Here is a 12915-nt window from a genome sequence, read left to right on the forward strand (position 1 = left end):
GGCCGACCGCACCAACCACCGAGCGGCCATCGCCATCGACGTCCTTACCGAACCCGAATCGACAACCGCCCAAGCGCCTTAACTACCCGGCATTGGGGCTAGACGGAGATCGGGAGGCGTTCCGGGCCGCGTAGGTTCATGCGGCCGTTCATCTCCACCTCGCCGTCGAAGGAGAGGGCGGGGAAACGGCTGACCAGGCGTTCGATCGCGACCCTGCCCTCCAGCCTGGCCAGGGCGGGGCCGAGGCAGTAGTGGGCGCCGGCGCCGAAGGAGATGTGGTTGCGCGCCTGCTCGCGTTCGATGCGCAGTTCCTCGGCGTCCTGGCCCCAGTAGAGGACGTCGCGGTTGGCCGAGGCGAGGCAGGCCAGCACGAAGGCGCGCGGCGGGATCGTCCTGCCGCCCACGGTGTACGGCTCCAGCGTGATCCGCCGGGTCTGCTGGACCGGGCTGTCGAAGCGGAGGAACTCCTCGATCGCGTTGCCGGCCAGCTCGGGGCGTTCGCGCAGCAGAGCGAGCTGGGCCGGGTTGCGCAGCAGGGCGGTGACGCCGTTGGCGATGAGGTTCATCGTGGTCTCGTGGCCGGCGATGTAGAGCAGCGCGACCTGGGCGATCAGCTCGTCGTCGGAGAGCCTGTCGCCGTCCTGCTCGGCGGCGATGAGGGCGGTGAGCAGGTCCTCGGCCGGGTGGGTGCGCTTCCAGGCGAGCGCCTCCCTGATGACCTGCGTCATCTCGCCGCCGGCCTTGGACACCTGCGCCAGCAGGTCCTGGTCGGCGACGGGTTCCAGGGTGCGGACCAGCAGGCCGCTCAGGTCGCGGATGCGGGCGTGGTCGGCGGCGGGCATGCCGAGCAGCTTGGAGATCACCGCGAACGGCAGCGGGAAGGCCAGGGTGGCCATGAGGTCGACCCGGCCGGCCGCCTGGATCTCGTCGAGCATGGAGTCGACCAGCGCGGTGATCTCCGGCTCCAGCGCCGCGACCTTGCGCGGGGTGAACACCTTGCCGACCAGTGAGCGCAGCCGGGTGTGGTCGGGCGGGTCGCGGTCGAGCATGGACATGCCGAGCACGTTGTCGCCCGCGTGGACGAGCTGGTCGCGCTGGTCGCGGACCGGGCCGGGGTCGAGCTTGCGGTCGTCCACGGACAGGCCGGCGCGCAGGAGCCCGGCGATGTCCTCGTACCCGCTCAGCACCCAGAAGCCGAACGGGCTCTCGTGCACCGGCTCGCTCTCGCGCAGCCTGCGGTAGGCGGGGTACGGGTCGTCGGTGAAGCCGGGCTCGAACGGGTTGAACAGCAGTTCCGTCATCGGAGCACTCCTCAAGCGGTGGACGTGCGGGGTACCAGCCACCGGCAGCGGCGGCGTGGGGGCGGGATGCGCGGCAGCCGTACCTCGTGGACTCCCGTCGCGGCGTGCAGCGTGCGGCGGTGGTGCGCGTCCAGGTCGGCGAGGGCGGGACGGCCCGCGTGGGCGTCCAGCAGGAACCGCGCCCCGGGCATGGCGGCGGACAGGTCGAGCCAGAGCGCGGTCAGCGCCGCGTCGATGTCGGGCGGCCAGTCCTCCAGCAGGGCGTCGAGGCGGGCGTCGAAGGCCCGGTACCAGCGCAGTTGCACCTCGCGCAGGAGCCCGTCGAAGTCCCCGAACTCCGCCGTCACCCGCGTCGCCAGCTCGCCGGTGACGTGAGGGCGGCCGGTCGCGGCGATGTCGGCGAGTACGGCGTGCACGAGCTGATGGCGTTGGCGCGACGATTCCCACGACATCGGTGACCTACTTAGCGTCGGAAACATACACTGCGTATGTCGTATACTCTGCGTATGCCTCCTGTCAAGAGCCGCCGGGAGCAGTACTCCCAGGCGACCAAGGCCGCGCTGCTCGAAGCGGCAACCCGTCGATTCGCCGAGCACGGCTTCGCCGCCACCGCGCTGGAAGACGTCGCGGCCGACATCGGCGCCAGTCGCGGTGCGGTCTACCACCACTTCGCCAACAAGTCGGCGCTCTTCGAGGCGGTGCTCGACCTGCTGGAGAAGGAGATGGTCCGCCAGGTGGTCGAGGCGAGCGCGAACGCCGACGGCCCGTGGCAGGCGGCGATGGCGGCGACCGAGCAGTTCCTGGAGTGCTGCTGCGACCCGGTCTACGGGCGGGTCGCCTGGCAGGAGGCGCCGCAGGCGCTGGGCTGGCACCGCTGGAAGGAGTTCGAGGCGGAGTACGCCTACGGGCTGATCGAGATGCTGATCGCCTCGCTGGTCGAAGCTGGAGAGGTTCCGGCCATGCCGATGGAGCCGATGACGCGCATCACCTTCCACATCCTGGGCGCGGCGGGGATCGCGCTGGCCGAGACGCCGGAGGCGGACAAGCAGCGGGTGAAGGCCGACTATCTCCTGACGATCACCCACCTGCTCGGCGGTGCCCGACTTTGATGGCAGGTTGAGGGTTTTCCGGGATTCACCTCGGTGTTTTCCGGCAAACCTTTCACGGCAGGGTCAATGGAATAATTCACTACATGCAGCCTTCGGATTACGACGCCGCAGACAACCACGACTTCATCCAGGTCCGCGGAGCCCGAGAGAACAACCTGAAGGGGGTCTCCCTCGACCTGCCCAAGCGCCGGCTCACCGTCTTCACCGGTGTGTCCGGGTCGGGGAAGTCCTCGCTCGTCTTCGACACGATCGCGGCCGAGTCACGCCGGCTGATCAACGAGACCTACACCGCGTTCATCCAAGGTTTCATGCCGCCGCTGTCGCGGCCCGAGGTGGAGTCGCTGCACAATCTGAGCGCCGCCATCATCGTCGACCAGGAGCGGATGGGGGCCAACGCCCGTTCGACGGTGGGCACGGCGACGGACGCGTACACGATGCTCCGGATCCTGTTCAGCCGGCTGGGCGAGCCCTTCGTCGGGCCCGCCCCGCACTTCAGCTTCAACCGCGCCGAGGGCATGTGCCCGGCGTGCGAGGGCCTGGGCAAGGTCACCGACATCGACGTCGACGAGCTGATCGACAAGGACAGGACGCTCAACGAGGGCGCGGTCACCGCCCCCGGCTACGGCGTCGACACCTGGTACTGGCAGATCATCGTCAACTCCGGCTACTTCTCCCCCGACCGCAAGCTCAGGGACTTCACCCCCGAGGAGTGGCAGCTCCTCCTGTACGCGCCGGTCACCAAGGTCAAGGTCGGCACGAGCAACCTCACCTACGAGGGCCTGGTCCCCAAGATCAGGAAGCAGTTCATCGGCAAGGAGCGCGACGCGATGCAGTCGGCCGCGCGCGCCTTCGCCGACCGCGCCATCAAGCTCGGCACCTGCGCCGACTGCGGCGGCTCCCGGCTCAACCAGGCCGCCCTGTCCTGCCTCATCGACGGCCGCAACATCGCCGACTGCTCCTCCATGCAGATCAACGACCTGGCCGAGTTCGTCCGCGGGCTCAAGGGCGCCGGCGTCGGCCCGATGATCGACACCCTCGGCACGACCCTCGACTCGCTGGTCGAGATCGGCCTCGGCTACCTCAGCCTCGACCGCGAATCCGGCACGCTGTCCGGCGGCGAGTCGCAGCGCGTCAAGATGGTCAGGCACCTCAGCTCGCCCCTGACCGACGTCACCTACGTCTTCGACGAGCCCACCGCCGGCCTGCACCCGCACGACATCCAGCGCATGAACGACCTCCTGCTCCAGCTGCGCAACAAGGGCAACACCGTCCTGGTCGTCGAGCACAAGCCGGAGACCATCGAGATCGCCGACCACGTCGTCGACCTCGGCCCCGGCGCCGGTTCAGCGGGCGGCGAGCTCTGCTACGCGGGCGACCTCGACGGGCTGCGCGCCTCGGGCACCCTGACCGGCCGCTACCTCGACCATCGCGTACGGCTGCGCGAGACGTTCCGCGCCCCGACCGGCCACCTGCCCGTCACCGGCGCCACCCTGCACAACCTCAGGGGCGTTGACGTCGACATCCCCCTGGGCGTGCTGACCGTCGTCACCGGCGTGGCCGGATCGGGCAAGAGCTCGCTCATCCACGGCTACGTGTCCGGCGGCGACGGCGTGGTCGTCGCCGACCAGTCGCCGATCCGCGGCTCCAGACGCAGCAACCCTGCGACCTACACCGGCGTCCTGGACCCCATCCGCGCCGCCTTCGCCAAGGCCAACGGCGTCAAGCCCGGCCTGTTCAGCGCCAACTCGGAAGGCGCCTGCCCGGCCTGCAAGGGCATCGGCATGATCTACACCGACCTGATGATGATGGCCGACGTCGGCTCGGTCTGCGACGAGTGCGACGGCAAGCGGTTCACCGCCGAGGTGCTGTCGTACCGGCTGCGCGGCAAGAACATCAGCGAGGTCCTGGCCATGTCCGCCGAAGAGGCCCGCGACTTCTTCACCACCGGCCAGGCCAGGACGATCCTCGACCGCCTCAACGCGGTCGGCCTCGGCTACCTCGGCCTCGGCCAGCCCCTGACCACCCTGTCCGGCGGCGAACGCCAGCGGCTCAAGCTCGCCATCCACATGGCCAAGAACGGCTCCACCTACATCCTGGACGAGCCCACAACCGGCCTGCACCTGGCCGACGTCGACCAGCTCCTGGCCCTGCTGGACCGGCTGGTCGACGACGGCAACACCGTCATCGTCATCGAACACCACCAGGCCGTGATGGCCCACGCCGACTGGATCATCGACCTGGGGCCCGGCGCCGGCCACGACGGCGGCCAGATCGTCTTCTCCGGCACCCCGGCCGACCTGATCGGCCAGGGCGCCTCCCTGACCGCCCAGCACCTGCGCAAGTACGTGAACGCCGGCTAAGCGAGCGGCGGGATGGTGTGGTTGACCCGGAACAGGTGCTCCGGGTCATACACCGCCTTCAGCGCGGCCAGCCGCCGGTAGTTCTCCTCGGTGTAGGCCAGCCTGACCCGCTCGGGCGCGGAGTCGGGGTCGAACAGGAACCCCGGCAGCATGGCTCCGGTGTCCCAGCGCCGGAGCCGCCGCAGCACCGCGTCGGAGACCTCGCGCGTCACGCCGGCCTGCCCCGGCGGGGCCGGCATCCGCATCCACAGGTGGAAGGCCGCGCCCTGGGTGCTGACCGCGTGCGCGCGGCCGGGCGGCCGGTTCAGCGCGCCACCCAGGTGGCGCAGCTCGATCCCGGGGTACGGCCCGCCGTCCGCCGACGGGTCGATGAACGAGACCAGTTCCGCCACGGCCTCGTCGTCCAGCTCGTTCAGCAACGCGCTGCGCAGGTGCGCCCTGACGGGGTTCTTGGGGTCCTGGTAGATCCCGGTGATCTCGGTGTACGGCATCGCCCGCACGGTGTCCTTGTCCGGCCCGAGCGCCCGCAACGGCTCCACCAGCCGCGCACCCCGCTCCTCCGCCCCCGCGAACACCACCCTGACCTGCACGAGCGAGCGCCCGCGGAACTCCCCGGGCAGCTGCGGCAGGTCGGGAAAGCGCACCAGCGTCACCGAGGACGACATCTCATCCGGCTGCTTCTTGGCCCAGGCCAGGTAGGAGCCGAGCACGTGGGCCGCGTGGCCGGGGTCCTCGCCCGGATAGGAGAGCTCGCCGCCGTAGATGGCCCGCAGCGGCTTCAGCTCGATCTCGGCGGCGACCACGACGCCGAAGTTGCTCTTGCCGCCGCGCACCGCCCAGAACAGGTCCGGCTCCCGGCCGGGCGAGACGGTGCGGAGCCGGCCGTCGGCGGTGACGACGTCGAGGGAGCGGACGTGGTCGGCGGCGAAGCCGTACGTGCGGGCGGTCAGCGGGAGCCCGCCGCCGGTGAGGTAGCCCATCACGCCGACCTCGCCGGAGGAGCCGGACAGCGGCGCGAGGCCGTGCTCGGCCGCCGCGGCGATCACCTCGCCCCATCGCAGCCCGGCGCCGATCCGCGCGGTGGCGGCAGCGGGGTCCACCGACAGTTCGCGCAGCTGCGAGGTGGCGATGAACACGGCGCCGTCCGCGGGGACCGACTTGCCGTGCCCGGTCGACTGCACCGCGATCGGGCGTCCTTCCCACGCCGCGAGCCGTACGGCGGCGGCCACGTCGTCGGCGTCTGCGGCGACCACGACCACCGAGGGCCGGTGCTCGACCGTGAGCAGCCAGCCGGAGATCGCCTCGTCGAAACCATCGTCACCGGGATATAGCGTGCGGCCCCGGATGTCCAGATCAGTCATGTGCCCTCACTTTCATTGGCCAACCCAACGTTGGCGCGACCAACAATACACAGAATCGTGGGTCTGGCCAACGGCTTGGTAGATTGCCGCCGTGGACACCTCAGAGGGCAAGCCGCCGGAGCGGCTGCGAATGTTGCCGAGCAGGCTGACCAACCAGGCCGCGCTGACCGCCAACCGGATCGTGGACCAGGCCCTCGCCAAGGGCGGCGTCCGGCGCTACCACTACGCGCTGCTCGCCACCCTGGAGGAGTTCGGGCCGGCCAGCCAGGCCGGACTCGGCCGCCGCACCGGCATCGACCGCAGCGACATGGTGGCCACCGTCAACGAGCTGGCCGAGAAGGGCCTCGTCAACCGCGAACCCGACCCGGAGGACCGCCGGCGCAACATCATCACGATCACCTCCGGCGGCCGGCGCCACCTCACCGAGCTCGACCGGTTGCTGGCCGACGCCCAGGACGAGTTCCTCAGCCCGCTGCCCGCCGCCGACCGCCGGCACCTGATCGACCTGCTCACTCGTCTCGTCGGCGAGCGCCCCTGACCTGTTCGACCTGGAAGCGGACGGTGACGTCCAGGCCGCCTGCCGGGCGGGCCGTGGTGGAGATCGAACCGTCTTGCGCGGCCGCGATGCCGTACACGATGGACAGGCCGAGCCCGAGGCCCGCGTCGCCGCGCGTGCGGACGCCCTCCCCGCGCACGAACGGCTCCCGCCAGCGCTCCACCTGGTCCGGCGTCAGGGGCGGGCCGGTGTTGGAGACGCGTGCGAACGGCTGCCCGCCCTCGACCCCGGTGACCACCTCGACCCGGCCGCCCGCGTGGTTGTAGTGGACGGCGTTGTCGATCAGATTGCCGATCATGCGTTCCAGCAGGACGGGATCGCCCGTCATCCGGGCGGGCCGCAGCTCGCGCCGCACCGCGATGTCCCGGGACTCCCCCGCGACCCCGGCGAGAACGCCGGTCGCGACCTCGGCGAGGTCCACGTCGCGTCCGGTGATCCGGCCGCTCTGGGTGTGGGCCAGGGTGAGCAGGCCGTCGAGGATGCGCCGGCTCTGGTCCACGGCGGCGCTGACGTCGTGGGTCATCGCGAGCAGTTCGGCCGTGCCCGGCCGGTCGTCGAGGGTGACGTCGATGGCGGTGCGCATGGTGGCCAGCGGGGTGCGCAGCTCGTGGGCGGCGTTGGCGGTGAACATCCGCTGGCTGTCCAGGGCCTGGTCACGCTCGGCCAGGCCGGTCTGGATGCGGTCGAGCATCCCGTTGATGGTGCGGGCCAGGGTGGCCAGTTCGTCCGCGGGCGTGGTGACCGGCACCCGTTCGGAGAGGTTCTCAGCGGACAGGCGGCGCGCGGTCCCCGAAATGGTGCGGATCGGCCGGAGCACCCGCCCGGCCACGAACCAGCCCAGCGCGGCGGCCAGCCCGGTCACCACCGCGAGCGAGATCAGCGCCTGGTTCAGGAACTCGGAGAACGTGGCCGCCTCCAGCCGCCCGGCGATCGTCCAGAGCCGTTGCCGCGCCATCGCGGCATAGCCGGGATCGGCGGAGGTGCCGACGACGTCGAGCGACAGGCGGCGCCCCAGGTTGCGGCTCATCAGGAAGTACGTCAGCCCGGTCAGGACGACGCCCGCCGCCAGGACCAGGAGCGTGTAGAGAGCGGCGAGCCGGAAGCGGGCGGTCATGCCCCGATCCGGTAGCCGGCGCCGGTCACGGTCTCGACGAGCGGCGGATCGCCGAGCTTGCGGCGCAGCGTGCCGACCGTGATCCGGACCGCGTTGGTGAACGGGTCCGCGTGCTCGTCCCACACCTTGTCCAGCAGCGTCTCGGCGCTCACCACGTCGCCACCGGCGGTCAGCAGCAGTTCGAGCACGCCGAACTCCTTCGGCGTCAACGCCAGCGACCGGCCTGCCCGTTCGGCGCCGCGCCGCGCGGGGTCCAGGGCGACGTCGGCGGCGCGCAGCACCGGCGGACGAGCGGGGGCGCTGCGCCGGACCAGCGCGCCGACCCGGGCGATCAGCTCGGAGAAGGCGAACGGCTTGCCGAGGTAGTCGTCGGCGCCCAGGACGAGCCCGTCCACCCGGTCGGCGACCTCGGCGGAGGCGGTGAGCATGAGAATCCGCGCCCCGCCCTGCTCGGCCAGCCGCCTACGACCATCCCACGGACGACACGCGCACCCGCTTTCCCATCAAACCCGACCGGATCAGCCTCGGCGACACCGTCCGGCACGACGCGGCCGGCATCGCCGAACCGCCGTCCATGGGTCCGGGACCCGGTCAGTCCCGCCCGTTCGGATTCGACGTCATCGCCAACTACAGCCACGACTTCCTCAGGAAGTTCGCCATCACCTTCGACTACACGCACATGGACCTGTACGTCGGCGGCGCCTGAAACGGGCGGTCAGGCCGGGGAGACGATTCCGTCGGTCAGCTCGCGCAGCCGGGCGGCGTGCGGCGTCAGCAGCTCGGCCACGGCCAGCGCCGACCTGACCGCGCTCTCCTGGCTGTCGCTGCCGGTCAGATGGCTGCCCGCCAGGTAGATCCCGCCGTGTCCCTGGCGGGCGGCGAGCGTGTTGCGGGCCCGTACGGCGGCCGGGGTGACGACGAGCTGGCGGAAGGAGCGCTGGGCGACGACCTCGGCGGGCGGGCGGTCGCGGTAGGTGATCCAGCTCTTGAACACGTCCACCCCGAGGGCCGGGCCGTACCAGTGGGCGGCCTCCGCCCAGCCGTCGTGCACCTGCAGGTTCACCGCCGACCAGTGCCGCCGGTCGGCGGGCTGGTAGGCGGGGTCCAGGTGCACGGCGACCTCGGCCGGCGTGTACGTGAACGCGCCCAGCGCCAGCCGTAGCCGATGCGTGCCCGCCAGCGGGGACAGCAGCGACAGCGCCGCGGGCGCGGGCACGGCCAGCACCACGCAGTCGGCCACGACCGCGCGGCCCGCGGCGTCCACGACCTCGAACCGGCCGTGGTCGCGGCGCAGCGCGCCGACGGGCGAGCCGGTGCGGACCGCTCCATGCGGTAGCGCGTCGGCCAGCCGCCTGGCCACGTCCTGGCTTCCGGGGACGAGCGCCGACCACAGCGGCGCGTGCTCGCCCGAGGCGGCCGACACGCTTAGGCAGAAGTCGATCGCCGCCCGCGCCGACACCCCGGGCGCCTGCTCGTTGGCGCATCGGACGTGGTGGGCCAGCAGCGGGTAGAGCAGCCAGTCCTTGGTCTCGCGCGCGAGCGGCAGCGGCTCGACCAGGTCGGCCAGCGGGATCTCCCAGCTCGGATCGGTCGCCTGGAACTTCGCCGCGGCGGCCAGGAACGTGCTCAGCGCCTTCCACGGCCGTCCCGTCACCGGTTCGCGATCGCCGCGCCGTTCGTCGGGCAGGTGCGGAGTGACCAGCATCGGCGCCGCCCGGTCCGGCCCGGTCACGGTGAGCGTCAGCGGCGCGGGCATGAGGTCGGCGCCGGACAGTCCCAGCAGCCGCAGCAGCCGGCCGTGAGCGGGGAAGCCGGTCGGTGAGAGGTACTGCGCGCCGAGGTCGACGGTGACGCCCTGCGCCCGCACGCTGTGGGCGTGCCCGCCGGCGTGCCGGGCCGCTTCGAGCACGACCACCTCGTGCTCGTCGTCCAGCAGCCACGCGGTGGTCAGACCCGCCAGGCCGCCTCCCACGATCGCGATCCGCATGTGTCACCCCTATGGCAGGCCTCTGACGGACAGTCAGAAGAAGAGTCAACCCACCACACTAGGCCGCTTATGCGGAATTGCCCACGCCTTGGCCCTACCGGCTCCCCCTACGGTGCAGCGCCCAGCGCACCACCCGGCCCCCGGCGACGGCCGCGACCGCGCCCACAAGCAGCAGCACCAGCGCGACGATCGTCGCCGGCCACAGCCAGCCGCTGCCGCGCAGGTCCACGTCCATCACGGGGTACTCCAGCATCTTGGCCGCCCACCGCGCGGTCGGCACGTCATAGGTGCGGGCGACGTCACGCAGCACCGGGTCGAAGGCGAACTCCGTGCCGGTGTGCAGATACACCGCGCCCGCCTCCCGGCCCCGGGCAGCGGCAGCCGTCCCAGGCACCAGCAGCCGGTCCAGGCCCTCGGCGTCCCGGACGCGCGGCACGAACGTCAGGCCGTGCCGCGACCTGATCGGCCCCTCGCCGACCGCGACCGTCCGCCCGACCATGGAGTGTTCCGTGTACGTCGCGAACGCCGAGGCCAGCTCCAGCTCCCCCGTCCCCTCGACGAGCCGGACGCCGATGGCGGAAGGACCGACCTGGTAGGAGGAGTTCAGGGCGACGACGGCCACGTCCACCGGCTCCCAGCCGGACACCGGGATAGGCCCGGACGCGCCCGGCGTGTAGTGGCGCCAGCGGACCCGGCTTGCGGCCTCGCGGGCGGCGTCCATGCCGACCAGCCGTTCCAGGATGCGCAGTCCGCCGTCGATCCCGGACAGGACGCCGGCCGTGGAGATGACCTCGCCGTCGTCCACGTAGCGCCGGCCGCTGACCCAGCCGACCTTGCCGTAGTCAGCGCGCAGTTCGGGCAGCCGCCACCAGTGCGAGGTCGCGGGCCGCCCGTCCAGCAGTCCGCTGGCCGCCAGCGTGCGGGCCCCCGCGCACACGCTGACGGCCAGCGCCCCGGCCGCCGCCTGCCTGCGCAGCCAGGCGGTGATCTGGCCGAGCTCGGCCGGGTCGTTCAGGGCGGGCACGACGAAGGCGTCGAGCGTGTCGCCCCGCTCGGCAAGCAGCCGGTCCAGTTCGTCGAAGGTGAGGTCGGGCACCAGGTCCAGGCCGCCGGTCAGCGGCGCCAGCCGGGCGCCGGGCGAGACGACGTAGGTGTTGACGCGGCCGGAGCCGGCCAGCGCCTCGTACGGGCCGAGCAGGTCGCCGGCGTTGGTGCCGCCGCCGCTGACCAGCAGGGCGACGGTGGGTTTGGCCGGGTCGTGCCTGGCCTGGTTGCCCGCCGGCCGTACCGTGACCGCGTCGGCGCGAGCGGCGTACAGGCCGGCGAACTTGCCCGCGGTGTTCACCCCCGAGACCGACGCGGGGAGCAGCAGCGCGACCAGCACGATCCCCGCCCGACCGAACCACCGCGGATCCAGCCGATGGTCATGGTCGAGGTACTGCTCGCGCCGCCACAGCATGACCGTGGCCATGGCGACGAACATGAGCACGTGCCCGATCGTCATCACCAGATGGCCGGATATCACCCCTAACCAGTACGGGACGAGCAGCAGGAGGAACGGGGCGATCATGGCCACGCTCATCTCGGCGATGGCGGGCCAGGCGTGGTGGCGTACGCGCATCCACAGCGCCATGCCGATGGTCATGTCGGCGGCCATGATGAGGACGTCGACGTCGGTTCTGCGGGTTCCGGGCAGGATCGCGTCCCACAGCAGGCCGAGCAGCAGCATGCCGGCGAGCATCGCGACGACCATCTCGAGGTAGTGCAGTCCGAATCGCAGCCATCTCTTCGTCTGTGTCATGGCTCGACTATCGGAGCGGGCGGGGCCGTGCCCCAGGGATGGGCGCGTGTAGGTCCGGAATCTTGGGTGTCCGGTCTTTCCTGCCGTGGATCAGCGCTTCTGGCGCACGCCGCGGCGCCAGACCTCGGCGATGGCGCGGGTGGCGGTGATGCCGCGGGTCGGATCGCCGTCGACCAGGACGAGGTCGGCGCGCAGGCCGGGCAGGACGCTTCCGCGGTCGGTGAGTCCGAAGTGGAGCGCGGGCAGCCGGGTGGCGGCGGCCAGCGCCTGCTGGGGGGTGAGCCCGGCCTCGACCAGCAGCAGCAGTTCGCGGTGCATGCTCGCGCCGTGCAGCGGGGCGAAGAAGTTCGCGTCGGTGCCGGCCAGCAGGGCGACGCCGGCGCGGTGCAGGACGGCGGCCGTGCTCAGGGCGTTGACGACGCCCTGCGGGTGGACGGGGACCACCGAGCGGTCGCGGTCGAGCGCGGCCCTGGCCTGCTCGGGCAGGCGGGCGGCGATCCGCTCGTCGCGCACGAGCTCGGCGCCGCGCGGGTCCTGGGTGATCGCCTCGATGTACGCCAGCGTGCTGACCACGAACACGCCCTGTCCGGCGGCACGGGCGGCCAGCTCTTCGGTCACCGGGTCGCCGGGCGCGCTGTCGTGGAAGACGTGGGCCAGGCCGTCGATGCCGGCGTCCAGCGCGATGGCGGTGTCGCGGGCCGTGGCGACGTGCGCGATCGCCCGCAGGCCCGCCGCATGTCCCGCCTCGACCAGGGCCTCGACCACGTCCGGGCCGATCACCGGCAGGTCGAGCCCGGCGCTCTCGCCGCTGTCGATCACGATCTTCAGGTAGTCGGCGCCCTCGGCCACACGCGCCGCCACGAACGCCTTGGCCTGCCCGGCGTCCGCGATCGTGTCGAAGGGGCCGACCGCGTCGCCGAGCCAGTCGAGCGCGCCGCCCTCGGCGGCCATGATCTGGCTCGGGTGCCCGCCGGGCGCGGTGGCCAGCACGCCGGAGCTGCGCAGGTCCGCCACGTTGTCGCTTTCGGCCGCCAGCCGGCGCTGGCGGGCGAGGTTGCCGGGCAGGCAGAACATGTCGAGCTCGGTGGTCACGCCGAACGTGAGCGCCTGGGCGAGCATGCCGTCGGAGACGTGTACGTGGGCGTCGATGAGGCCGGGCAGCAGGGTCTTGCCCGTCCCGTCGATCTCCACGTCGGCGCGCAGCCCGTCGGGTTCGGCGATCCGGTCGCCGACGATCAGGACGTCGGCCTTGGGGAGGGTGCGTTCGCCGGTGAAGACGCGGGCACCACGGATCAAAGTACGCATACGTCAGATAGTAAGACCTCA

Annotated in this window: 11 protein-coding genes and 1 pseudogene; 4 read left to right on the plus strand and 8 right to left on the minus strand. The window is 71.8% G+C overall.

Features of this window, described 5'->3' with window-relative positions; all coding sequences use genetic code 11:
- Positions 1-98 precede the first annotated feature (98 nt).
- Together HNR40_RS50610 and HNR40_RS50615 are read right to left on the minus strand one after the other, a co-directional pair.
- Positions 99-1301, minus strand: coding sequence for a cytochrome P450 (locus HNR40_RS50610; protein ID WP_184975259.1), 1203 nt, complete (start codon positions 1299-1301; stop codon positions 99-101).
- Between the two features lie 11 nt (positions 1302-1312).
- Entirely contained in the window at positions 1313-1753 is a 441-nt protein-coding gene (locus tag HNR40_RS50615) for a hypothetical protein (RefSeq protein ID WP_184975262.1), read from the minus strand.
- A gap of 54 nt (positions 1754-1807) precedes the next feature.
- Between HNR40_RS50615 and HNR40_RS50620 the strand changes: the two genes are divergently transcribed.
- Together HNR40_RS50620 and HNR40_RS50625 are read left to right on the plus strand one after the other, a co-directional pair.
- A complete protein-coding gene (locus HNR40_RS50620) occupies positions 1808-2410 on the plus strand; it encodes a TetR/AcrR family transcriptional regulator (RefSeq protein WP_184975265.1) in 603 nt (200 codons plus the stop codon).
- Positions 2411-2493: 83 nt separating this feature from the next.
- Entirely contained in the window at positions 2494-4770 is a 2277-nt protein-coding gene (locus HNR40_RS50625) for an ATP-binding cassette domain-containing protein (RefSeq protein ID WP_184975268.1), read from the plus strand.
- Here HNR40_RS50625 and HNR40_RS50630 read toward each other — a convergent pair.
- Positions 4767-6131 carry an FAD-binding oxidoreductase gene (locus HNR40_RS50630; protein WP_184975271.1) on the minus strand — a complete coding sequence of 455 codons (1365 nt, stop codon included), beginning with the start codon at positions 6129-6131 and terminating at the stop codon, positions 4767-4769. The genes HNR40_RS50625 and HNR40_RS50630 overlap by 4 nt on opposite strands.
- 91 nt (positions 6132-6222) lie before the next feature.
- Here HNR40_RS50630 and HNR40_RS50635 point away from each other — a divergent pair, with 91 nt between their 5' ends.
- A complete protein-coding gene (locus tag HNR40_RS50635; RefSeq protein WP_184975274.1) occupies positions 6223-6669 on the plus strand; it encodes a MarR family winged helix-turn-helix transcriptional regulator in 447 nt (148 codons plus the stop codon).
- Here HNR40_RS50635 and HNR40_RS50640 read toward each other — a convergent pair.
- Both HNR40_RS50640 and HNR40_RS50645 read right to left on the minus strand, forming a co-directional pair.
- Positions 6641-7801, minus strand: coding sequence for a sensor histidine kinase (locus tag HNR40_RS50640; RefSeq protein ID WP_184975277.1), 1161 nt, complete (start codon positions 7799-7801; stop codon positions 6641-6643). The genes HNR40_RS50635 and HNR40_RS50640 overlap by 29 nt on opposite strands.
- Positions 7798-8244: pseudogene (locus HNR40_RS50645) on the minus strand (response regulator transcription factor); the annotation flags it as partial. The gene HNR40_RS50640 and the pseudogene HNR40_RS50645, both read right to left, overlap by 4 nt.
- A gap of 131 nt (positions 8245-8375) precedes the next feature.
- On the opposite strand from HNR40_RS50645, the gene HNR40_RS56935 reads away from it, so the two are divergent.
- Positions 8376-8507 carry a hypothetical protein gene (locus tag HNR40_RS56935; RefSeq protein WP_281395882.1) on the plus strand — a complete coding sequence of 44 codons (132 nt, stop codon included), beginning with the start codon at positions 8376-8378 and terminating at the stop codon, positions 8505-8507.
- 9 nt (positions 8508-8516) lie between these two features.
- Here HNR40_RS56935 and HNR40_RS50650 read toward each other — a convergent pair whose 3' ends face one another.
- The 3 genes from HNR40_RS50650 to HNR40_RS50660 form a co-directional block, all read right to left on the minus strand.
- Positions 8517-9788, minus strand: coding sequence for an FAD-dependent oxidoreductase (locus HNR40_RS50650; RefSeq protein ID WP_184975283.1), 1272 nt, complete (start codon positions 9786-9788; stop codon positions 8517-8519).
- 94 nt (positions 9789-9882) lie between these two features.
- A complete protein-coding gene (locus HNR40_RS50655; RefSeq protein ID WP_184975286.1) occupies positions 9883-11589 on the minus strand; it encodes a DJ-1/PfpI family protein in 1707 nt (568 codons plus the stop codon).
- Positions 11590-11679: 90 nt separating this feature from the next.
- Positions 11680-12894, minus strand: a complete 1215-nt coding sequence (locus HNR40_RS50660; RefSeq protein ID WP_184975288.1) for an amidohydrolase family protein — start codon at positions 12892-12894, stop codon at positions 11680-11682.
- Positions 12895-12915: the final 21 nt, after the last annotated feature.

Source organism: Nonomuraea endophytica (assembly GCF_014203235.1).
Lineage (GTDB): Bacteria > Actinomycetota > Actinomycetes > Streptosporangiales > Streptosporangiaceae > Nonomuraea > Nonomuraea endophytica.

Bases quoted from the DNA above. Each gene is read 5' to 3' on its own strand.
- HNR40_RS50620 (WP_184975265.1), top strand. From the start codon at position 1,808: ATGCCTCCTGTCAAGAGCCGCCGGGAGCAGTACTCCCAGGCGACCAAG.
- HNR40_RS50625 (WP_184975268.1), top strand. From the start codon at position 2,494: ATGCAGCCTTCGGATTACGACGCCGCAGACAACCACGACTTCATCCAG.
- HNR40_RS50650 (WP_184975283.1), bottom strand. From the start codon at position 9,788: ATGCGGATCGCGATCGTGGGAGGCGGCCTGGCGGGTCTGACCACCGCG.
- HNR40_RS50655 (WP_184975286.1), bottom strand. From the start codon at position 11,589: ATGACACAGACGAAGAGATGGCTGCGATTCGGACTGCACTACCTCGAG.
- HNR40_RS50640 (WP_184975277.1), bottom strand. From the start codon at position 7,801: ATGACCGCCCGCTTCCGGCTCGCCGCTCTCTACACGCTCCTGGTCCTG.
- HNR40_RS50630 (WP_184975271.1), bottom strand. From the start codon at position 6,131: ATGACTGATCTGGACATCCGGGGCCGCACGCTATATCCCGGTGACGAT.
- HNR40_RS50660 (WP_184975288.1), bottom strand. From the start codon at position 12,894: ATGCGTACTTTGATCCGTGGTGCCCGCGTCTTCACCGGCGAACGCACC.
- HNR40_RS56935 (WP_281395882.1), top strand. From the start codon at position 8,376: ATGGGTCCGGGACCCGGTCAGTCCCGCCCGTTCGGATTCGACGTCATC.
- HNR40_RS50615 (WP_184975262.1), bottom strand. From the start codon at position 1,753: ATGTCGTGGGAATCGTCGCGCCAACGCCATCAGCTCGTGCACGCCGTA.
- HNR40_RS50610 (WP_184975259.1), bottom strand. From the start codon at position 1,301: ATGACGGAACTGCTGTTCAACCCGTTCGAGCCCGGCTTCACCGACGAC.